This window comes from Shinella sp. GW821-FHT11G07, assembly GCF_058808115.1.
This window is the reverse complement of record NZ_JBXARJ010000005.1, coordinates 257,951-278,974: the sequence shown is the minus strand read 5'-3', so window position 1 is coordinate 278,974 and position 21,024 is coordinate 257,951. Positions and strand designations below refer to the sequence as shown.

At 64.1% G+C, this 21,024-nt stretch carries 22 protein-coding genes and 1 tRNA gene; 11 read left to right on the top strand and 12 right to left on the bottom strand.

Features of this window, described 5'->3' with window-relative positions; genetic code table 11:
- Positions 1-55 precede the first annotated feature (55 nt).
- The 5 genes from rsfS to obgE form a co-directional block, all read right to left on the bottom strand.
- Entirely contained in the window at positions 56-502 is a 447-nt protein-coding gene (gene rsfS / locus AC1RT2_RS12355) for a ribosome silencing factor (RefSeq protein WP_069060581.1), read from the bottom strand.
- Between the two features lie 145 nt (positions 503-647).
- Entirely contained in the window at positions 648-1,232 is a 585-nt protein-coding gene (locus AC1RT2_RS12350; RefSeq protein WP_286157227.1) for a nicotinate-nucleotide adenylyltransferase, read from the bottom strand.
- A gap of 37 nt (positions 1,233-1,269) precedes the next feature.
- Positions 1,270-2,547: a glutamate-5-semialdehyde dehydrogenase gene (locus AC1RT2_RS12345; protein ID WP_493102205.1), complete on the bottom strand. Its 1,278-nt coding sequence runs from the start codon at positions 2,545-2,547 to the stop codon at positions 1,270-1,272.
- A complete protein-coding gene (proB, locus tag AC1RT2_RS12340; RefSeq protein ID WP_069060584.1) occupies positions 2,540-3,712 on the bottom strand; it encodes a glutamate 5-kinase in 1,173 nt (390 codons plus the stop codon). The genes AC1RT2_RS12345 and proB overlap by 8 nt, the downstream gene beginning before the upstream one ends.
- A gap of 1 nt (position 3,713) precedes the next feature.
- Positions 3,714-4,724: a GTPase ObgE gene (obgE, locus tag AC1RT2_RS12335; protein ID WP_069060585.1), complete on the bottom strand. Its 1,011-nt coding sequence runs from the start codon at positions 4,722-4,724 to the stop codon at positions 3,714-3,716.
- 85 nt (positions 4,725-4,809) lie between these two features.
- On the opposite strand from obgE, the gene AC1RT2_RS12330 reads away from it, so the two are divergent.
- A complete protein-coding gene (locus AC1RT2_RS12330) occupies positions 4,810-5,670 on the top strand; it encodes an endonuclease/exonuclease/phosphatase family protein (RefSeq protein WP_493102202.1) in 861 nt (286 codons plus the stop codon).
- 39 nt (positions 5,671-5,709) lie between these two features.
- On the opposite strand, the gene AC1RT2_RS12325 is transcribed toward AC1RT2_RS12330, so the two are convergent.
- The 4 genes from AC1RT2_RS12325 to rplU all read right to left on the bottom strand — a co-directional run bounded on the left by AC1RT2_RS12325 (position 5,710) and on the right by rplU (position 7,718).
- Complete coding sequence (locus AC1RT2_RS12325) at positions 5,710-6,300, bottom strand: GNAT family N-acetyltransferase (protein ID WP_493102200.1); 591 nt, start codon at positions 6,298-6,300, stop codon at positions 5,710-5,712.
- A complete protein-coding gene (locus AC1RT2_RS12320) occupies positions 6,297-6,929 on the bottom strand; it encodes a GNAT family N-acetyltransferase (protein ID WP_493102198.1) in 633 nt (210 codons plus the stop codon). Before AC1RT2_RS12320 ends, AC1RT2_RS12325 begins: the two co-directional genes overlap by 4 nt.
- 125 nt (positions 6,930-7,054) lie before the next feature.
- Positions 7,055-7,324: a 50S ribosomal protein L27 gene (gene rpmA / locus AC1RT2_RS12315; RefSeq protein ID WP_069060589.1), complete on the bottom strand. Its 270-nt coding sequence runs from the start codon at positions 7,322-7,324 to the stop codon at positions 7,055-7,057.
- A 25-nt stretch (positions 7,325-7,349) separates the two neighbouring features.
- Positions 7,350-7,718 (bottom strand): 50S ribosomal protein L21, encoded by a 369-nt coding sequence (rplU, locus tag AC1RT2_RS12310; protein WP_069060590.1) that lies wholly within the window; start codon positions 7,716-7,718, stop codon positions 7,350-7,352.
- Between the two features lie 345 nt (positions 7,719-8,063).
- Here rplU and AC1RT2_RS12305 point away from each other — a divergent pair.
- Positions 8,064-8,153 (top strand) — tRNA-Ser (locus AC1RT2_RS12305).
- Positions 8,154-8,338: 185 nt separating this feature from the next.
- On the opposite strand, the gene AC1RT2_RS12300 is transcribed toward AC1RT2_RS12305, so the two are convergent.
- The gene (locus tag AC1RT2_RS12300) at positions 8,339-9,076 is read right to left on the bottom strand and encodes a calcium-binding protein (protein WP_493102195.1); all 738 of its coding nucleotides are present in this window, start codon (positions 9,074-9,076) and stop codon (positions 8,339-8,341) included.
- A gap of 260 nt (positions 9,077-9,336) precedes the next feature.
- On the opposite strand from AC1RT2_RS12300, the gene AC1RT2_RS12295 reads away from it, so the two are divergent.
- Complete coding sequence (locus AC1RT2_RS12295; protein WP_444800908.1) at positions 9,337-10,959, top strand: ABC-F family ATP-binding cassette domain-containing protein; 1,623 nt, start codon at positions 9,337-9,339, stop codon at positions 10,957-10,959.
- Between the two features lie 64 nt (positions 10,960-11,023).
- Positions 11,024-11,488 (top strand): hypothetical protein, encoded by a 465-nt coding sequence (locus AC1RT2_RS12290; protein WP_493102193.1) that lies wholly within the window; start codon positions 11,024-11,026, stop codon positions 11,486-11,488.
- Positions 11,489-11,491: 3 nt separating this feature from the next.
- Here the strand turns inward: AC1RT2_RS12290 and AC1RT2_RS12285 are convergent, their stop codons facing one another.
- Complete coding sequence (locus tag AC1RT2_RS12285; protein ID WP_493102191.1) at positions 11,492-11,896, bottom strand: (R)-mandelonitrile lyase; 405 nt, start codon at positions 11,894-11,896, stop codon at positions 11,492-11,494.
- 99 nt (positions 11,897-11,995) lie between these two features.
- Here AC1RT2_RS12285 and AC1RT2_RS12280 point away from each other — a divergent pair, with 99 nt between their 5' ends.
- Positions 11,996-13,210, top strand: coding sequence for a TIGR03862 family flavoprotein (locus AC1RT2_RS12280; protein ID WP_493102189.1), 1,215 nt, complete (start codon positions 11,996-11,998; stop codon positions 13,208-13,210).
- Between the two features lie 9 nt (positions 13,211-13,219).
- Here AC1RT2_RS12280 and AC1RT2_RS12275 read toward each other — a convergent pair whose 3' ends face one another.
- Positions 13,220-14,005 (bottom strand): IclR family transcriptional regulator, encoded by a 786-nt coding sequence (locus AC1RT2_RS12275; RefSeq protein WP_069060596.1) that lies wholly within the window; start codon positions 14,003-14,005, stop codon positions 13,220-13,222.
- Positions 14,006-14,229: 224 nt separating this feature from the next.
- Between AC1RT2_RS12275 and AC1RT2_RS12270 the strand changes: the two genes are divergently transcribed.
- The 6 genes from AC1RT2_RS12270 to AC1RT2_RS12245 are packed head-to-tail and all read left to right on the top strand — an operon-like array spanning position 14,230 to position 20,988.
- Positions 14,230-15,300: an ABC transporter substrate-binding protein gene (locus AC1RT2_RS12270; RefSeq protein WP_493102187.1), complete on the top strand. Its 1,071-nt coding sequence runs from the start codon at positions 14,230-14,232 to the stop codon at positions 15,298-15,300.
- A 20-nt stretch (positions 15,301-15,320) separates the two neighbouring features.
- The gene (locus AC1RT2_RS12265; RefSeq protein ID WP_493102185.1) at positions 15,321-16,829 is read left to right on the top strand and encodes a sugar ABC transporter ATP-binding protein; all 1,509 of its coding nucleotides are present in this window, start codon (positions 15,321-15,323) and stop codon (positions 16,827-16,829) included.
- Entirely contained in the window at positions 16,826-17,791 is a 966-nt protein-coding gene (locus tag AC1RT2_RS12260; RefSeq protein WP_493102183.1) for an ABC transporter permease, read from the top strand. The genes AC1RT2_RS12265 and AC1RT2_RS12260 overlap by 4 nt, the downstream gene beginning before the upstream one ends.
- Positions 17,788-18,729 (top strand): ABC transporter permease, encoded by a 942-nt coding sequence (locus AC1RT2_RS12255; protein WP_493102181.1) that lies wholly within the window; start codon positions 17,788-17,790, stop codon positions 18,727-18,729. Before AC1RT2_RS12260 ends, AC1RT2_RS12255 begins: the two co-directional genes overlap by 4 nt.
- Complete coding sequence (locus tag AC1RT2_RS12250) at positions 18,726-19,682, top strand: amidohydrolase family protein (protein ID WP_493102179.1); 957 nt, start codon at positions 18,726-18,728, stop codon at positions 19,680-19,682. Before AC1RT2_RS12255 ends, AC1RT2_RS12250 begins: the two co-directional genes overlap by 4 nt.
- Complete coding sequence (locus tag AC1RT2_RS12245; protein ID WP_493102177.1) at positions 19,675-20,988, top strand: alanine racemase; 1,314 nt, start codon at positions 19,675-19,677, stop codon at positions 20,986-20,988. Before AC1RT2_RS12250 ends, AC1RT2_RS12245 begins: the two co-directional genes overlap by 8 nt.
- The last annotated feature ends 36 nt before the right edge of the window (positions 20,989-21,024 follow it).

Genomic DNA, 21,024 nt, shown 5'->3' with positions numbered 1-21,024 from the left:
TATCGTCGTGCGCAATTCCGGACGCAAAAGCGTGTCGCGCTTTCGCTCGAATTGCTCAGTGTACGGTGCCGTCCTCGATCTCGGGAGCCGCCCACATCCGTTCGATGTTGTAGAACTCCCGGATTTCCGGCCGGAACACGTGAACGATGATATCGCCCGCGTCGATCAGCACCCAGTCGCCCGCCTCGAGGCCTTCGACGCGGGCATTGCCCAGGCCTTCGTCCTTGAGATCGGAAATGAGGTGATCGGCAATCGCCATGACATGACGGTTCGAGCGTCCGGACACGACCACCATGTAGTCGCCCAGCGCCGATTTACCGGCAATGTTGATTGAGACGATATCTTCTGCCTTCGAGTCCTCGAGGCTTGCGAGGACCAGTTGAAGCGCACGGTCGGCGGCATCGTCGCCACGTCCCGGGCTTTTCGAGAAAACGCTTTTGGCGCTTCCCTTTGCGTGCACTGTTGTCAGGTTCGTTCCTTTCTGGGTACCAGGACAGCACATCTCGTACCGGCATACCGGACCGGTACATACTAAATGTAGGCATCAATGGGTGCCAGTTTCAAGACGTACTTCTGATGGATGGTTTTCTCTAGAGTCTGCGTTTGTCTTTTCTGGAAAACCGAGTTCGACTTTTTCCTGACAAACTCTAGCTCTGTGCGGTGCGCAATGCCGTGGAACTCAGTCCCGAACGCGGCCCGTGAATGAAGGTCCAGGCGGGCGCCCGGCGGCCCGGCAGCGACATGGCGTCCTCCTCGTCAACGCGGGCATAATCGAAGGTTTTTGCCATGCGCGAGGAGAGGTAGGAGAGCGTCGAGCCCGGGCGGTCGATGACAGCGATCGGGAAGGTGCAGGCGATCTTCTGCCAGTTCTGCCACTTGTGGAAATTCTTGAGGTTGTCGGCACCCATGATCCAGACGAAGTTGACACCGCGGTTCAGCGCCTGCACGCGCTCCAGCGTCTTGGCCGTATAGCTCTGGCCGAGCCGCTTTTCGAAGGCGGTCACCTTGATGCGCGGGCCGGGCGCCATGGCCTCGCTCAGGCGAAGGCGTTCGGCAAGTGGCGCCAGTTCGCGGTGATCCTTCAGGGGGTTGCCGGGTGTGACCATCCACCAGAGCTGGTCGAGGCCGAGCCGGCGTAGTGCGGTTTCGGCAACCAGCGCATGGCCCTGGTGCGGCGGGTTGAAGGAACCGCCGAACAGGCCAACGGCCATGCCTTTTTCAACATGCGGCATTTTCAGATAGTGGTCTGCAACCGCGTCCGACGTCACTTCAGGGCCGCACCTGTCCGGTGCCGCGCACCCGGTATTTGAACGAGGTGAGCTGCTCGACCCCGACGGGGCCGCGCGCATGCATCTTTCCCGTGGCGATGCCGATCTCACCGCCCATGCCGAACTCGCCGCCATCGGCGAACTGCGTGGAGGCGTTGTGCAGCAGGATCGCCGAATCGATCTCGGTGAAGAAGCGTTCGACCACCACCGGATCCTCGGCGATAACGGCTTCCGTATGGGCGGAGGACCAGCGGTTGATGTGCTCGATCGCGCCGGAAATGCCGTCAACAAGCGAAACGGAGATGATAGCGTCGAGATATTCCGTCGACCAGTCCGTCTCGGTCGCGGCAACGAGCTCGGGGATACGGGTGCGGATTTCGTCCGTCGCGCGGACTTCGCAACCGGCGGCGCGCAGGCCCTCCACCAGCGGTGCCAGGTGCGTGTCGGCCACGGTGTGGTCGATCAGCAGCGTCTCCGCCGCGCCGCAGATACCGGTGCGGCGCATTTTGGCATTGACGACAATCTGTTGGGCCATGCCGAGGTCGGCCGACTTGTCGACGTAGATGTGGCACAGGCCTTCGAGATGGGCGAAGACCGGCACGCGTGCCTCGCTCTGCACACGGGCGACGAGGCTTTTGCCACCGCGCGGCACGATGACGTCGATCGATCCGTTGAGGCCGGACAGCATGGCGCCGACGGCAGCACGATCCGTCACCGGCACATACTGGATCGCATGTTCCGGCAGGTCGGCGCTCTTCAGGCCGGCGACGAGGCAGGAATGGATAGCCTGCGATGAATTTACGCTGTCGGAGCCGCCGCGCAGGATGACGGCATTGCCGGCCTTCAGGCAGAGCGCACCAGCATCCGCCGTCACGTTCGGCCGGCTTTCATAGATCACGCCGATCACGCCGAGCGGTGTGCGCACGCGTTCAATATGCAGGCCGTTCGGCCGGTCCCATTCGGCAATGATATCGCCGACCGGGTCCTTCAGACCCGCGATGTCGCGGATCGCCGCGGCGATGCCCTCGATGCGCTCCTGCGTCAGGGTCAGCCGGTCGATAAAGGAGGCGGCGACGCCGCTTTCCTTGGCATTGGCAAGGTCGATGGCGTTTGCTGCGAGAATGGTCTCGCGACCCGCAAAGATCTCCGCGGCCATGGCTTCGAGCGCACGGTTCTTCTGCTCGGCGCTTGCGATGGCGAGCGGGCGGGCGGCCGCGCGGGCGTTGCGGCCGATATCGGCCATCAGGCTGTCGATATTGGTCCTGACCTGATCAAGCATGGCTCAAATCCTTTCCCGCCTCGGCAGCGGCCGGCGCGAAAAAGCCGGTCACTACCAGATCGTCCCTGTGCACCATGGCAGCGCGGCCGGCATAACCGAGAATGGGCGCGATCTCTGCCGATTTCTTGCCGACGATCAGCCGCGCTTCGTCGGCATCGTAGCCGGCAAGCCCACGGGCGATCTCGCGCCCGTTGGTGCCATAGATCGATACGGTATCGCCGCGGGAAAACGAGCCCCAGACGCCCCGCACGCCGGCGGGCAGAAGGCTTTTTCCCGAGGTGAGCGCCGTTTCCGCGCCTGCATCGATTTCGAGGCGCCCCGCCGGCTGCAACTGCCCGGCAATCCACGTTTTCCGTGCTGTTACCGGCGAACCGGAGGGCGCAAACCAGGAGGAGCGAGCGCCCTCTTCCACGGCGCGCAGTGGATGGTCGACCTTGCCGGAAGCGATGATCATGGCGCAGCCCGCACCGGTCGCGATCTTGCCGGCATCGATCTTGGTGCGCATGCCGCCGCGCGACAGTTCGGACGCCGCACCGCCGGCCATCGCCTCGATTTCCGGCGTGATCGCATCGATCGTTTCGAGGAAGCGGGCGTCGGGATCGAGATGCGGCGGGGCCGTATAGAGGCCATCGATATCGGAGAGCAGAACCAGCAGGTCAGCGCCGGTCATGGTGGCGACGCGCGCGGCAAGCCGGTCGTTGTCGCCGTAACGGATTTCCGTGGTCGCGACCGTGTCGTTCTCGTTGATGATCGGCACGGCGCCGAGTTTCAGCAATTGGTTGATGGTCGCGCGTGCGTTGAGATAGCGCCGGCGTTCTTCCGTGTCGCCGAGCGTCAGGAGAATCTGGCCCGCGACGATGCCATCGGTGGACAGGCTTTCCGACCAGGCGCGGGCGAGCGCGATCTGGCCGACGGCGGCGGCGGCCTGGCTTTCTTCCAGCTTCAGCACGCCCGAGGGCACCTTCAGCACGGAGCGGCCGAGCGCGATGGCGCCGGAGGAAACGACGAGCACTTCGGTGCCGCCAGCCCTGAGCGCCGCGATATCGGCGCACAGGTTATCGAGCCATGCCTTTTTCAGGCCGGTACCCCGGTCGACGAGCAGGGCGGAGCCGATCTTGATCACAATCCGGCGGTATTTTCCGAGCGGTTTGCGGCTTTTCGTCATCTCAGTCGTCGGATCCGGAATTCTTCGCTTCAACGATGATGTCGCGCAGCGCCCGAAGCGTCGCGATCATGCCGACATTGGCGACGGCGGACAGCTGCAGCGGCGTCTGACCGCAGGCTTTTTTGAGCGCCTTGGTCTTCTCCTTCAGTTCGTCCTCGTCCAGCAGGTCGATCTGCGAGAGCGCGACGATTTCCGGCTTGTCGGTAAGGCCGCCGCCGTAGGCTTCCAGCTCGTACTTCACCGTCTTGTAGGCCTTGGCGACATCCTCTTCCTGTGCGGAGACGAGGTGCAGCAGCACGCGTGTGCGCTCCACATGGCCGAGGAAGCGATCGCCGAGCCCGATGCCGTCATGGGCGCCTTCGATGAGGCCCGGAATGTCGGCAAGGATGAATTCGGCGCCGTCGATCGTCGCGACGCCGAGATTCGGGTGCAGCGTCGTGAACGGGTAGTTGGCGATCTTCGGCCGGGCGCGCGTGCAGGTGGCGAGGAAGGTCGACTTGCCGGCATTCGGCAGGCCGACGAGACCGGCATCGGCAATCAGCTTGAGCCGCAGCCAGATGGTCTTTTCATCGCCCCCCAGGCCCGGATTGGCCCAGTTCGGCGCCTGGTTGGTGGCGGATTTGAAATGCGTGTTGCCGAAACCGCCATTGCCGCCGGCGGCCAGCTTGAAGCGCTGGCCTTCCGTCACCATGTCGACGATCAGCGTCTCGTTGTCTTCCTCGAAGATCTGGGTGCCGACCGGCACTTTCAAGGTGACGCTGGCGCCGTTTGCGCCGGTGCGGTTGCGGCCCATGCCGTGCGTGCCGGTCGCAGCCTTGAAGTGCTGCTGGAAGCGGAAATCGATCAGCGTGTTGAGACCGTTGACGGCCTCCACCCACACGTCGCCGCCGCGTCCGCCGTCACCACCGTCCGGTCCGCCGAATTCGACGAATTTTTCACGGCGGAACGAGACAGCCCCTGCCCCGCCGTCACCGGAACGGATATAGACTTTTGCTTCGTCCAGGAACTTCATAGGCTCGCCGTTCGCTTTATTTGTATGGTCGTGGTCATTTTGCCGTCTTCGATATAGCCGCTTCCCGCAGAGGTCAAAGACTATCGTGAAATTCGTCAGCTACAACGTCCAGTACGGGATCGGTCTCGATGACCGATTCGACCTGCCGCGCATCGTCTCCAGCATCCACGGCGCCGATATCATCGCGCTGCAGGAGGTGACCCGCAACTTCCACCGCAATGGCAATATCGACATGGTCGCGGAATTGCAGACCCTGCTTGCCAATCATTATTCCGTCTTTTGGCCGGCCTGCGATCTCGATGCCGGCTCGGCGATCGAGAAGGGCCGGGTGGTTAACCGCCGCTTCCAGTTCGGCAACATGGTCTTTTCTCGCTGGCCGATCCTGTCGACCCGGCTCATCTCGCTGCCGCGCACACGTACGCTCGACAAGCTCAACCTGCAGCGCGGTGCAACCGAAGCGGTGATCGCCACGCCGAAGGGGCCGATCCGCGTCTACTCCGTGCATCTCGACCATGTCCACCGCGACGAGCGCATCGCGCAGATCCGTTACCTCAAGGATCGCGCCCAGCTTTACGGCGTCGAGGGCGGGGCGATTTCCGGTGCGCATGAATTCGGCGTGGCCGAGCCGCCGGTGCCCGAGGATTACGTGCTGATGGGCGATTTCAACATGGTGCCGGAATCGCCGGAATATTGCGAAATGGTCGGCGGCGTGGATGGGCTCTACGGCCGGCAGATTCGCGCCACCCATCCGGTCGACGCGGTGGCCGGTCTCGGCAAGCGCCATGCCGCAAGTTTCAGCTGGATCAATCCCAAGGATCACGCCGATCGCATGTTCCTTGACTACTGTTTCCTCAGTCATGGCCTCGTCGAACGGCTGACGGATGCCTGGGTCGACGAAACCGCCTTCGGTTCCGACCACATGCCGGTCTGGTTCGAACTTTCCTGACGCAGGAGAACCGGGGCGGGTTTTCCGCCCCGGTTCATATTAGTGCCTTGGCGCTGCCGGACGGAAATCACCCGGCTCCAGGCGCGTTTCGATATGGGCGACCATCGTGCCACGCGCCAGGCTGAACACGTCGCTGCACCCGGTCACGCGAAACCCCGCCTTTTCCTGCACCTTCAGCGAGGCGAGGTTGTCGGCGAAGATGCCGGAATGGATCACCGTGCCCGGCATGCGCATGAGGAAACGCGTCGTTGCCGCATGCACCGCCTCACTCATATAGCCGCGCCGCCAGTAGAAGCGGTTCAGCCAATAGCCGAGTTCCCATTCGCTGCCACGCCGCTCGAAGGAGACGCAGCCGATATGGACGTCGTCGCCGGCGGTGATGGCAAAGGCCCAGCCCTCCTGGAGATCGGTGGTCGCCACCGAAAGCCATTCGGTCGCATCCTGCCGGTCATAGGGGGCGGGCACCCGCGCCAGCATGCGCGAGACCTGGAAGTCGTTGAGCGACTGGGCGATCGCGTCCGCATCGGACATGCGGTGCGGACGCAGCACGAGACGCGCCGTCGTGATGACCGGGCAGGGCCCGGGACCGGTGACACGCTCGTGCTCCATCGGGGTCTGCATGGCGTTCATCGCATGCCTCCCCAGCTCTTCAACGAGACCCAGGTCTTGCGGTCGAGCCTGTACCATTCGACGGGAACCATGCCGCCGACCGAAAGGCTCTGCACCATGCCGGTCGCCTGGAACTGGAAGCCGCACTTCTGGATGACCCGCCGGGACGGGATGTTCATGACCCGGCAACGCGCATCGATCTGCTCGACGTCACGGGTGCGGAAGACCATGTCGATCAGTGCATGGGCCGCTTCCGTGATATAGCCCTGGTTCCAGTAGGGCTCGCCCAGCCAATAACCAAGCTCGACCGTTCGCCCGTCTTCGTGCGGCTCGATGCCGCAGCAACCGAGGAACGCGCCGTTGTCGGCTTTGGTAATGGCATAGACGCACTTGCCAATCGCGCCGGCGCGTGTGCGTCGCACGAAATCGGCGGCATCCGCCACCGTATAGGGGTGGGGCATGCGGGCGACCATGTTGGCGATGTTGGCGTTGTTGGCGAGATGGGCAAGGGCGTCGATGTCGTCTTCGTGCGGAGCTCTCATGACGAGCCTCTGCGACAGTAAGATCGGGCAATCGGTCCTTGGCCGTTCAGGCCTCAGCCTTTCCTTGGGAGACCGTGATTGGTCTCCTCTCAACAAGTCGGTTTGCATGGTTCAGTCCTCCGGAACGAGAAAGGGGAGATGGGTCTTGCCCCATCTCCCCTTTTTTCGTCAGGTCTGAACCTGTCGCGCCAGCCGGGTCAATGAGACGCCGGCTGTTTTAGAGCGCTACCGGCTTATTCCGCTGCTTCCGCTTTCGGGGCGACAGACACGTAAACGCGACCGTTGGCCTTCGTACGGAAATTCACATTGCCAGCCGTAAGAGCGAAGATCGTGTGATCTTTGCCGAGACCAACATTGGCACCGGGATGCCACTGCGTGCCGCGCTGGCGGAGGATAATGTTGCCTGCGATGACGGCTTCGCCGCCAAACTTCTTCACGCCAAGGCGCTTGGACTCGGAATCGCGACCGTTGCGCGAGGAGCCGCCAGCTTTTTTGTGTGCCATGGGAGTTCTCCTTTACCTGTCCGGATTATTCGGCTGCTGCTTCGGCGGCTTCAGACTTCTTGGAAGCCTTCTTTGCCTTGCCGGCGCCAGCGATGTCGAGAATGCGGACAGTCGTGTTGTGCTGACGATGACCGCGCGTACGCTTCGAGTTCTGGCGACGACGCTTCTTGAAGGCGATAACCTTCTTGGCGCGGCCATGCTCGACGACTTCGGCGGTGACGATGGCGCCTTCGACGAAGGGTGCGCCAATCGTCGCATCGGCACCGACGCCAACCATCAGCACTTCGGTGAATTCGATCTTCGCACCAGCGTCGCCCGACAGCTTTTCGATTGTCAGAACGTCGTTGGCGGCCACGCGGTACTGCTTACCGCCGGTCTTGATGACTGCGAACATTTTATATCCTTTCATGTTCGTGCCGGCTCTTTGCCCCGAAAGGCACGGCCGTCTTTTTGTCAGTCGTGAATAGCGATGCATTGGCGCATCGCCGGCCCAAATGGTTCCCTGCTACATGCCATGCTTGAAAAACATCAAGGACGTGCGGCACAAAGAACCAGCGTTGCGGCACGGGTTAAACCTATACCACTGCACCTTGCGCAATAGGTGAGGCGGTGAAAACTGTCAAGGAGATTTCCGTCACCGTGACAAATAGATGAACATTCAGGGCCCACGCCCCCTTGCAAGCCCGTCCGACACCCGCTATGTACCGCCCCGCGCTGACCAAGCGCCGACCAGCAAAGCGGAGAGGTGGCTGAGTGGTCGAAAGCACCGCACTCGAAATGCGGCATACGGGCAACCGTATCGTGGGTTCGAATCCCACCCTCTCCGCCATAAATTCTTGATTTTCAGCTGACTAAGCCGGCGCTTTGAGCCGGTTTCCGGGCCGTTCGACGGTTGGCTAAGACCTTCCTCTTTGATGGTCACCGAACCGTACCTCGATAAACGAACGCCGCCGATCGATCGGCGGCGCCTTGGTTGTGGCTGGGGTTTGCACTTGGTCACCCTCGATCGAGGGTTTACCAGCTGAAGTCGTCGCGGCTGAGTTCGCTGAGCCGGGTGTCTTCGATCACCAGATAGTCGCTGCCGGCGCGGATGATGACGTCGGTGCCCGACTGTTTGGCGGCGTTGCGAATGTCGGAGTAGCTGTCGAACTGGTTGTAGTAGGATACGTCGATGCGGTCATCGCCGTTTTCGAAGTCGGTGACCGCGTCGCGGCCGCCGTTGAAGACGAAGACGTCGGCGCCTTCGCCGCCGGTCATCCGGTCGTTTCCGGTGCCGCCGTTCAGGATATCGTTTCCTTCATGCGCGACGATGCGGTCGTTGCCGGATTGGCCGAAGATCGTGTCGTCGCCCTCGCCGCCGGAAAGCGTGTCGTTACCGGCGCCCGCATAGATCCTGTCATTGCCTTCGCCGCCGCTGATATAGTCGCTGCCCTTCCCTGCTACGGCGTAGTCGTTGCCTTCGTCGAGGATCAGCCGGTTGTTGCCGTCGCCGGCGCGCAGCACGTCGTCGCCCTCGCCGCCCCACAGCTTGTCGTTGCCGCTGCCCGAGACGATCCGGTCGTTGCCCGAACCACCCCAGACCTGGTTGTGGCCGCTGCCGGCGTCGATGCGGTCATTGCCTTCTTCGCCATAGAGGAAATCGTTGCCGCCATGGCCGTACAGCAGGTCATCGCCCGAACGGCCATAAAGATAATCCTGCTGGTTCGTCCCGACGATCCGGTTGTCGTCGTCGTTTCCGCGTTTCGTAACCATTTGAAAGCTCCTCGGTTCACAGGCACCATTGCCGTGTTGCGAGGGAAGAACGGGGCGCCTGGCGGCTTATTCCATCGAAATGCATTTTTTGCTGGATGAGGCTCATGCCTCTCGCCTTGATCCGAAATGGTCGCTTGCGTGGGGCGGAAGGCGAAGAGCAGCATTGTCGCCTGAATTTGCCGGTTTTCCTGCGTCTACGGCATGGACTCGCTGCACTGCGGCATGGCATAGGGCGCGCAACACGACGAGGCCCGTTTTTCATGATCCGCATCGAGAATATCAGCAAGTCCAACAGCCACCGCATCCTCTTCATCGAGGCGTCGGCCGCGTTGAACCGCGGCGAGAAGATCGGGCTTGTCGGGCCGAACGGCGCCGGCAAGACGACGCTCTTCCGCATGATCACCGGGCAGGAGGCGCCGGACGAGGGGCAGGTTTCGGTCGAGAAGAACGTCTCGGTCGGCTATTTCAGCCAGGATGTCGGCGAGATGGCGGGGCGCAGCGCCGTCACCGAGGTGATGGATGGCGTGGGGCCGGTGAGCACGGTGGCCGCCGAGTTGCGCGACCTCGAGGCGGCGATGGTCGATCCGGAACGGCTCGACGAGATGGACGCGATTATCGAGCGGTATGGCGAGGTGCAGGCGCGCTACGAGGAGCTCGACGGCTACGGGCTGGAGAGCCGGGCGCGCGAGGTTTTGGCGGGCCTGAGTTTCAGCCAGGAAATGATGGATGGCGATGTCGGCAAGCTTTCGGGCGGCTGGAAGATGCGCGTGGCGCTGGCCCGCATCCTCCTGATGCGCCCGGACGTCATGCTGCTCGACGAGCCGAGCAACCATCTCGACCTCGAAAGCCTGATCTGGCTGGAACAGTTTTTGAAGGGCTATGACGGCGCGCTGCTGATGACCTCGCACGACCGCGAGTTCATGAACCGCATCGTGACAAAAATCATCGAGATCGACGCCGGCTCGCTCACCACCTATTCCGGCGACTACGGTTTTTACGAGGGGCAGCGGGCGCAGAACGAGAAGCAGCAGCAGGCGCAGTTCGAGCGCCAGCAGGCGATGCTGGCCAAGGAAATCAAGTTCATCGAGCGCTTCAAGGCGCGCGCCTCCCATGCCGCGCAGGTGCAGAGCCGGGTGAAGAAGCTCGACAAGATCGAGCGCGTCGAGCCGCCGCGTCGGCGCCAGACGGTCATGTTCGAATTCCAGCCGGCGCCGCGCTCCGGCGAAGACGTCGTCAACCTCAAGAACGTCAACAAAGCCTATGGCAGCCGTTCGATCTACCGCGATTTCAGCTTCCTGATCCGCCGCAAGGAGCGCTGGTGCGTGATGGGCATCAATGGCGCCGGCAAGTCGACGCTGCTGAAGCTCATTGCGGGTGCGGCGACCCCGGATGAGGGCAGCGTGACGGTCGGGGCGAGCGTCAAGGTCGGCTATTTTGCACAGCATGCGATGGATCTGCTGGACGGCGAACTGACGGTGTTCGAATGGCTGGAGGCGGAGTTTCCGCGGGCAGGCCAGGGGCCGCTGCGCACGCTGGCCGGCTGCTTCGGCTTTTCCGGCGATGACGTCGAGAAGCGGTGCCGGGTGCTTTCCGGCGGCGAGAAGGCGCGCCTCGTGATGGCGGCGATGTTGTTCGATCCGCCGAACTTTTTGATCCTCGACGAGCCGACGAACCATCTCGACCTCGACACCAAGGAAATGCTGATCAAGGCCTTGTCGGAATATGAGGGCACCATGCTTTTCGTTTCGCATGACCGGCATTTCCTCGGTGCCCTATCGAACCGTGTGCTGGAACTCAACGGCGATGACGTGCACCAATATCCCGGCGGCTATACCGAATATGTCGCCCAGACCGGCCATGAGGCGCCTGGCGTGCCCAACTGAGGCGGCTGTCTCTGGTCGGCGTTTCACGCTATGACGTGGGCGTGATCGCACGGCTGGAGAGCACATGCGGCGAAAGAAACCGCTTTATCGAAGCGTCAACACGCGTGCCCGGGGTGTCTTTCACAATTCCGGCGGCGACTATCGCTGGTCGCGACGCCGGGAAGACCGGCTGCATGACGGCGCCATGCCTGGCAAGCAGCGCCGCGGGCTCGATTATACGCCGCTCTTCAAATTCCTGCTGTCGCGCCTTGGTGATGATTGGGATGCCGTCCATGCCGAGGCGGTGGCGCGGCTCGACAGGCCCGAGCCGATCTTCTGGATGGTCGCCCGGTCGGATGCGGATAAAAGCCCGTTCGTGTTGATCGGCGAAAACACCTATTACAGCGGTCTCTTCGTCGACGCGGACAACCGGCTGCGGCTTGTCGATCCGGACCTGCGTGTCGAGCATATGGAGCCGGGCTGCGCCTGCTGCACGCACACGTTTAACGGCGTGCCCTTCACGCGCAAATACGATCCGTCGGCCGGTTGATCGTCAGGCCTTTTCGCCGCGATATTGCTCATCCGTCACCTTTTCCAGCCAGGTCACCGGCGAACCATCCTGCGATTCAGCGATGGCGACATGGGTCATCGCGGTGCGGTCGGTGGCGCCGTGCCAGTGTTTTTCGCCGGGCGGGAACCACACGACGTCGCCGGGGCGGATTTCCTCGATCGGCCCGCCCTCATGCTGCGCCCAGCCGAGGCCGGCGGTGACGATGATGAGCTGGCCGAGCGGATGGGTGTGCCAGGCGGTGCGCGCTCCGGGCTCGAAGGTGACGATCGCGCCGCCGGCGCGGCCGGGCGCCTCGGCCTTGAACGGCGTGTCGAGGCGGACATTGCCGGTGAAATAATCCGCCGGGCCGGGCGTCGAAGGATTGGTGCCGTTGCGCTTGATGTCCATGACCGTCTCCGATTCGTTTGCGCGACCTTACACCCGATCACTGGCGGAGCCACCGGAGACGACTTATGAGGGTGGCCAGGATTTTCAAGGTGGAGCAGCATGAGCAAGCGGATCGGGATCGTCGGCGGCGGGCCGGCCGGGCTGATGGCGGCGGAGGTGCTGTCTGCACGCGGCTATGCGGTGACGGTGCTGGAGGCCATGCCGACCATCGGACGAAAATTCCTGCTGGCCGGAAAATCGGGCCTCAACATCACCCATTCGGAGCCCTATGCGCGTTTCGCCGGCCGTTTCGGCGCGGCGAACGACCGGTTGCGCCCGGCGCTCGATGCCTTCACACCGGAAGACCTGCGGGCCTGGGCGCTGGCGCTCGGCGCGGAAACCTTCGTCGGCACGTCCGGCCGGGTGTTTCCCAGGGTAATGAAGGCCTCGCCCTTGCTGCGCGCCTGGCGGGCGCGGCTGGAAAAGCAGGGTGTCGAAATTCGCGTGCGTCACCGCTGGAAAGGGTTTGCACCGGGCGGTCTGCTGGTCGAAACGCCGGAAGGTGAGAGCGTGATGGAATTCGATGCCGTCCTGCTCGCGCTGGGCGGGGCGAGCTGGCCACGGCTTGGCTCGGATGCCGCGTGGGTCGACGGGCTTGTAGAGAGAGGCGTCGATATCGCACCCTTCCGTCCCGCCAACTGTGGCTTCGACGTGGAGTGGTCGGCGGTCTTCGTGGAAAGGTTCGCCGGCGCGCCGGTCAAGGGTGTCACCGCAACGTCGGCGGCCGGCACAATTCCCGGGGAATTCGTCATCGCCGAGACCGGCGTTGAAGGCAGCCTCGTCTATGCCCATGCCGCTGAACTTCGCGACGCGCTGGAGGAGACGGGCGCGGCAAGGCTGATGCTTGATCTGGCGCCGGGACGATCGGCTGAACGGCTTGCGGCGGATCTAGCGAAGCAGGGGAGCAAGGCGAGTTTTTCCACGCGCTTGCGCAAGGCTGCCGGGCTTGACGGCGTGAAGGCGGCACTGCTGCGCGAATGCCTTGCCGATGCTGCAAAGCTTGTTCCCGTGGCGCTGGCTGCGACGATCAAGGCGTTGCCGCTCAGCCTTGTTCGGCCGCGGCCGATTGCCGAGGCGATTTCGTCGGCCGGCGGCATTCGTTTCGACGCCATCGATGAGGCCTATATGGTGAAGGCCATGCCGGGTGTCTTTGCCGCCGGTGAAATGCTCGACTGGGAAGCACCGACCGGTGGATATCTTCTGACAGCGTGTTTTGCCACCGGCCGGGCGGCGGCGGCCGGTATGGATCGCTGGCTATGCAACCAGGCGATATGACACCGGAATTCAGCTCCGCTTCGGCCGCGCCGGGGCATGGCTGAGACCACGGGCCGCTTCCTTCAGGCAATCGAGATAGCGCTCGCGGTTGGCAAGCCCGTCATCGCGCGGGGCGACGAGGCAGAGCGTTGCCGCCACATGGCCCTCTTCGTCGGTGACCGGCACCGCGAAGCAATGGGTAAAGCTGTCGACGATGCTGTTGAAGGTAAAAAGCCCGTCCCGTTCGGCCTGGCGCACCTCGGCGAGGAAGGCCTGCGGGTCGAGCCATTCGCCGCTCGGCAGGCAGAAATCCTGCGGCGGAATGAAGGTCAGGATGTCCTCGTTGCTCATATGTGCCACGAGCAGCCGGCCGGACGCCGTCCACGGGATCGGCACCGACTGGCCGACATCCGTCGAGATGCGGAAGGGGCGCGCGCCTTCGCGCATGCGCACGACCGTGTATTTGTTGCCATCCAGCATGCAGAACTGCGCGGTCTCGCGCGTCTCGTCGGCCAGCCGTTCCAGCGCCGCCTCGCATTCGCGGGTGAAGTCGAAATGGTTTTCGTAAGCCGCGCCGAGGAAATAGAGCTTTCGGCCGAGATAGACGCGGCCTTCGCCGCCGGTGAATTCCAGAATGCCGTTGCGCAGCAAAAGGTTCACCAGCTCATAGACGGATGAGCGCGGAGCGCCGATCTGCGCGGCGATCTCGTTGGGTTTCAGTGCCTGGCGCTTCTGGCGCAGGAAATCGAGGATCTCGAAGGCGCGGTCGAGCCCACGGGCACGTTTTCCCCCTGCATCGTCGGAAAGTGCATCCATTCTCGTCGGTCCCTGGCTTTCGTCGACCAAGCTTCTCTCGCCGGCCGCGACATCTGTCAATCCGCACGCTCCCGCCGCGTCGCACGAAATTTCGCCACCCCTCTTGCGGGCAGAAAAAATCAGCATAAGATCGCGCCGTCCAGTATTTAGATCATGTGTACATTATATTGGACGAAAGCGGATGGCAAGCCCGTAACCGCTCGCCGAACAAAAAGGGGAACGCCATGAAGAATTTTGAAAACCGCCCGTCCACCGCGCTGCGCAGCCGCCTTCTCGCAGGTGCCGCCGCTGCCACGGCCCTCCTCGTCCTGTCGGCCGGCACGGCATCGGCCGCCGCCAATTGCATCAAGGGCGACCGCAAGGCGCCCTATACGGTCGGCTGGGCGAACATCTATTCCGTGCCGACCTGGATGAAGCAGACGGAAGGCACGATTGCCGCCGAAGTGGAGGAACTGAAGAAGGCCGGCCTGGTCAAGGACCTGATGATCACCGACGCGCAGGGCAATGCCCAGACGCAGATCCAGCACATCCAGTCGATGATCGACGCCAATGTCGACGCCATCGTCGTCATCGCCGGCTCGTCCAACGCGCTTGACCGCGTGATTTCGGATGCCTGCGACAAGGGCATCGCCGTCGTGAACTTCGACAGCCTCGTCAACACCGACAAGGTGACGGCGAAGATCAATACGGATTCCGCCGAATGGGGTGCGGGTGCTGCCAAGTGGCTCTCCGACCAGCTCGGCGGCAAGGGCAAGATCATCGTGATGAACGGCCCGGCCGGCATTTCCGTCAGCGACGACCGCCGCAAGGGCGCCCAGCCGGTGCTCGACGCCAATCCGGGTCTCGAAATCATCACCGAGACGAACACCGAATACAACGCCGCCCCCGCGCAGGAAGCGATGACCAGCCTGCTCTTTGCCAATCCGGAAATCGATGGCGTGCTGTCGCTCGGCGGCGCGATCTCGGCCGGCTCCGTCATGGCCTTCGACCGCCAGGGCCGAGAACAGGTTCCGATTACCGGCGAGAATGCCCGCCAGTTCCTGGAACTGTGGAAGGAAAAGGGCCTGAAGGGCTGGGCCACCATGCAGCCGAACTGGCTTGGCGCATTCTCGGTCTATACGGCCGTGCAGGCGCTGGAAGGCAAGGACGTACCGGCCTTCGTCAAGGTGCCGCTACCGGTCATCGATGACAGCACGATCGACAGCTATCTCGCGCGCGCCGACCAGTTCCCGGCCGACGGCTACATCTACTCGGATTACGACAAGGCGCTGTTCGACAAGCTGCTCGCCCAGTAATCCGCATGAAGGATGCCGTCATGACGGATGCAAAACCCCTGCTGGAAGCCCGGCAGGTGTTCAAGGGATTCTTCGGCAATCCCGTTCTGAAGGGCGTCGACATCGCCCTTCATCCCGGCAGGGTGCATGCCCTGCTGGGGGAGAACGGAGCTGGAAAATCCACGCTGATCAATCTTCTCTCCGGTGCCCTCCAGCCGGACAGCGGCACGATTGCCGTCGACGGTCGGCCGGTCGGGCGTTTCAGCCCGGCCGCCGCCCGTGCGGCCGGCATTGCCGTGGTGCAGCAGGAACTCAGCCTCACCGCCGACTTGTCGATCGCCGAAAACATTGGGCTTGGCGCCTTCCCGCGCCGCTTCGGCCTGATCGACTATGCGGCGCTGCATCGCGGCGTGCGTGAGGTTTGCGCCATGGTGGGGCTGACCGAGCCGCTCGACATGCCGGTTGCCGATCTCGCCCTTGGCCGTCGCCAGATGGTGGAGATCGCCAAGGCGTTGTTCCGCAAGCCGCGTGTGCTCATCCTCGATGAGCCGACCTCCTCGCTTTCCGCCCATGAGGCCGGCATTCTGGCCGGCGTCATCGAGAGGCTGCGGGAGCGCGGCACCGCACTTCTCTACATTTCCCACCGCCTCAACGAGGTGCAGGCGCTGTGCGCGCATGTCACCGTGCTGAAGGACGGCGGCGTCACGGCGGACCAGTCGCTGTCGGGTATCGACGGCGAAGGGCTGGTGCGTCTGATGGTCGGCCGCGAGACGGGTGATCTCTTTCCGCCGCGCCCGGCTTGCACGCCCGGCGCACTGCGCATCGACGTTACTGGTTTTTCGGCTGGCCTCGTGCGCGATATCGCCTTCTCCGCCCGTGCCGGCGAAATCGTCGGCATCGGCGGGCTGGTCGGGCAGGGGCAGGAAGATCTGTTGCTGGGCCTCTATGGGGCGATCCCGGCCAGGGCCACCAGGGCGGAGGTTTCGGGTGTACCCGGCCTGCCCGCGGATGTGGGCACAGCGAATGCCGCTGGCCTCGTCTATGTGCCGGCCGACCGCAAGCATGAGGGGCTGGTCCTGCCCCATTCCATCGCCTCCAACCTCATCCTGCCCTCGCTCGGCCGTCTCGCCCGCAACGGGTTTCGCGATTCGGCGGCGGAGACCGGCCTTATCGCCGACCTGGCACGCCGGCTGACCATCAAGGGCGACGTCGCCCGCCCGGTCCAGGCGCTGTCTGGCGGCAACCAGCAGAAGGTGGCGCTCGCCAAGTGGCTGCCGCTCGATCCATCCGTTCTGCTGCTCAACGACCCGACGCGCGGCGTCGATATCGAGACCAAGCGCGAAATCTACCTGATGCTGCGTGCCTTCGCCGCCGAAGGGCGGCTCATCATCATTGCCAGCTCCGACACGCCGGAACTCGTGCATCTCTGTGACCGCGTCGTCGTGCTGCGCGAGGGCCATGTCGCCGCGACGCTTGTCGGTGATGCGATCAGCGAAGAGGCCATCGTCGGCGCGGCCATGGGCGTCGATAGAAAGGGAGCGGCCGCATGAGCGCTGTTTCGTCCTCCTTCGGGCTCTATGGCGCTATCCAGCGTCGTCGCAATCGCGGCCTTAGCGGCCTCTACCTCGTCGTCGCCGCGTTTCTCGTGCTTTATGCGGTGCTCTTTCCGGGCCTTCTTTCGATCGGCGGCTTTTCCAAGTTCACGCAGAACTGGTTTCCGCTGGCGCTCGTCACGATGGCCCAGGCACTGCTGATGCTGAATGGCGGCATCACGCTGGCGATCGGCCCGCTTGTCAGCCTCGGCGCGGTGATTGCGGCAACCACCATGGGCGGCGTGTTCGGCGTGCCGGGCGGCATTCTCGCCGTCGCCTTCACCGGCCTTGCCATCGGCGCCGTCATCGGCGTCATCGTGGCGCAGCTGCGCCTGCCGGCGATCATCGTCACGCTGGCTGGCTCCTTCATCATCACCGGCGTGGCGCTGCTTCTCCTGCCGCGGCCCGGCGGCTTCATTCCCGGCTGGCTCTCCACCATGCTCGCCGGCCACACGCCCGTCGCCTTCCTGCTGCTCGTCCTCATCCTGGCTCTCTGGAAAGTGTTTCTGGCGACGCCGCTCGGCCTCGGCATCTATGCCGCGGGTGACAACCCGATCGGCGCCTTCCGCTCCGGCGTGCCGGTCGAGCGGGTGAAGATCGTCGCCTTCGCGCTCTCCGGCCTGCTTACCGCACTTGCGGGGCTCTTCGTCGCGGCGCAGACCGGCTCGGGAGATCCGGTCATCGGCGCGCCCTTCACGCTCAACTCCATTGCCGCGGCGGTGCTCGGCGGCGTCGGCTTCCTCGGCGGCAAGGGCACGATGCGCGGGGCGATCTGCGGCAGCCTGCTGCTGTCGGTGATGATCAACGTGATGTTCTTCCTCGGCTTCCCGCCGGTCGCGCAATACATCGCGCAGGGCCTCATCATCGTCGGTGCCGTCGCGGTGCCGGAACTTCTCAAGCAGTGGAGAGCCAGGCGATGAAGGCCGCAAAATCCCTGTTGCGCAATCCGCCGCTGCTCACCCTCGTCCTGGTGGCGCTCGTCTGGCTGGTTGCCGGCCTTACGCTGCGCGGTTTCGGCGCCTACGGGCACCTGCGCTATCTGCTGGAACTCGCCGCGGTCATCGGCATTGCCGCTGCCGGCCAGACGCTGGTCATCCTGATGGGCGGCATCGACCTTTCGGTCGGCGCGGTCATCACCGTCACGGCGATCCTCGTGCCGCTGATTTCACCCGCCTGGGATCCGACCGGTCTTGTCGGTATCGCACTTGCGCTGACGATTGCCACCGGCATCGGCTTCCTCAACGGTGCGGGTGCCGCCTATCTGCGCGTGCCGCCGATCATCATGACGCTCGCCATGGCGACGTTCCTGCAAGGCCTGCTCGTCGTTGTCGCCGGCGGCAGCGCGGTCACCGTCAGCAATCCGGCCGTGCTCCTGCTGGGGCAGGCAAGGCCGCTCGGGGTTCCGGCCGGCATCCTGCTGTGGTTCGTGGTCTCGGCCGCCGTGCTGCTCATCATCCACCGCATGCCGATCGGTGCACGCTTCCTGGCACTCGGCGCAAACCCGCTCGCCGCCCGCCTGTCCGGGGTCAGTGTGGCGCGCAACACGCTGATCCTCTATGCGCTGTCGGGCTTCTTCGCGGGTCTCGCCGGCATTCTGGTGCTCGGCATGAACCGGCAGGGTTATGTCGGCATCGGCGATCCCTACCTTCTGACCTCGATTGCTGCCGTCGTGCTCGGCGGTACATCCATCCTCGGCGGGCGCGGCACCTATGCCGGCACCATTCCGGGCGCCATCCTGCTCGTGACGACCACGGCGCTGATCACGGTGGTCAACGCCTCGCCCGGCTGGCGCTCCATCATGTTCGGCACGCTGATCCTGTCGCTTCTCCTGGTTTCCGGCCGCGAGGCGCGGCGATGATGGCGCGCTACGACGGGCCGGTCATCGACCCGCACCATCATCTCTGGGACTTGTCGCTGAAACGCCATCCCTGGCTGGAAAAAGCCCGGACGGCTGGCGAGGAGATGGTTTTCGGCAGCCTCGCACCGCTCCTGCGAAACTACGGCATCGCGGACTACCGTGCCGATGCCGCAAACCAGAACGTGGTCGCCACCGTGCATATCGAGGCCGGCTGGTCGGATGCCCATCCGCTGGAGGAAAGCCGCTGGCTGGACGGCCTCGATCGCGGCTCCGGCGTGGCGAGGCGCTACGTTGCGCGCGTTTCTCTCGATAGTCCTGAGGCCGCGCGCCTCATCGAGGCGGAGGTGGACAATCCCAACGTGGTCGGCATCCGCGACATCGTGAGCTGGCATCCTGAGCCGGCGAAGAGTTTTGCCGCGCGCGCGTATCGCATGGTCGATCCCGTCTGGCGGACCGGCTTGGCGCATGCCTCCGGGCTCGGTCTGGTCTTCGATCTCATGCTCTATCCCTGGCAGATGGTCGAGGCTCTCGACCTGGTGACCGCCTTTCCCGATACGCTCTTCGTGCTCAACCATGGGGGAAGTCCGGCGGATCGCACGGCGGGGGGCATGGCACTCTGGCGCAGTGGCCTTCGTGCGCTCGGCAGGCAACCGAATGTCCGCCTGAAGATTTCCGACCTCGTCGCTTATGACAACGACTGGACGCCCGGAAGCCTTGGTCCGGTAATCGAACATTGCCTCGACTGCTTCGGCCCGGAGCGGTCGATGTTTGCCAGCGATTTTCCCGTCGCCGGCCTGCACGCGTCCTTCGATGAGGTTTACGCGGTCTTCCGCGCCGCTGCTGCTCCGCTCTCCATCGATGAGCAGCGCGCCCTTTTCTTCACGACCGCCAACGATACCTACCGCCTCGGGATGAGCGATCCCGCCCTGGGCGAAGGAGAAAACCATGTCTGACCTGCACGCAAATGGCGCGGATAATCCGCTGATCGACGACCGCATTCGCGGATTCCCGCCGGGACACGCAGCTTTGCCGCTCGATGCGCTCGGCAAACAGAGCTGGAAACCCTACGATGGAACCATGGCGCTGCCGCTGATCTCCCTCGACCAGCAGGCCTTCGCCGGCAATATCGACCTGATGATGGCCTATGTGAAGAGCCATGGCGTCGACATCGCCCCGCATGCCAAGACGCCCATGTCGACGGCGATTGCCGGTGCACTGCTGGCGACTGGCGCCTGGGGTACGACGGTTGCGGATATCCGACAGGCCGCGGTGATGCTGAAGGCCGGCCAGCGCCGGTTGATCCTCGCCAACGAGATCGGCGGCATCGCCGCTGCGCGCCGGCTGGCCGCCCTGCTTGCCGTCTATCCCGAGGCGGAGATGCATGTCTTCGTCGATTCCGTCCCTCTTGCCGCGGCCCTGAGTGCCGCCTGGCGCGAGCGCGACGACCTGCCGTCGCTCGGCCTGATGGTGGAGCTTGGTGCCGGCCGCGCCGGCGCGCGCGATCCGGACGCGGCGGGTGCGATTGTCGACACCATCCTTGCGGCCGAGACGCCAAGCTTCCGCCTTACCGGCATCGCCGCCTACGAGGGCGCTGCCGCGACAGCAGACGCGGACGAAACCCTGCGCCGGATCGACGGGCTGGTTGCCATGACGGCGGCCTTCCTGCCTGCCGTCCGTGCCCGAATCGGCAAGGAGCGGCCACTCATCCTGACGGCGGGCGGCTCGGTGTTTTTCGACCGGGTCGTCGCCGGTCTTTCGGCTGCGGTTTCGGCCGATCCCGATTGCCGCCTGGTGCTGCGCAGCGGGGCGATCTTCTTCCACGATCACGGCGTCTATGAACGCGGCCTTGCCGGCCTCGATGCGCGCGGCGGTTTCCAGTTTGGTGGTGGCGTCCGCTCCGCATCAGAGGGCTTCAAGCCGGCGCTGCGGGTCTGGGCCGAGGTGCTGTCGCGGCCCGAGCCGGGGCTTGCGATCTGCGGCATGGGCCTTCGCGACGTCGCAATCGACCAGGGCCTGCCGCGGGCGCTTGCACTTTATCGAGACGGCGTGCGTCGCGCCGATTTCACCGGTGCCGACGTGCTGCGCCTCAACGACCAGCACGCCTTCGTGACCGTGCCCGCCGGCAGCGATGTGGCCATCGGCGACGTGGTCGAGTTCGGTATCTCGCATCCCTGCACCTGCCTCGACCGGCACGCCATCCTTTACGGCCTCGACCCGGACCACACGGTCGTGACCGCCTATCTCACCAGCTTCGGCTGAATGTCTCCTCCCAAGGCAAAAAAAGGAAAACACGCC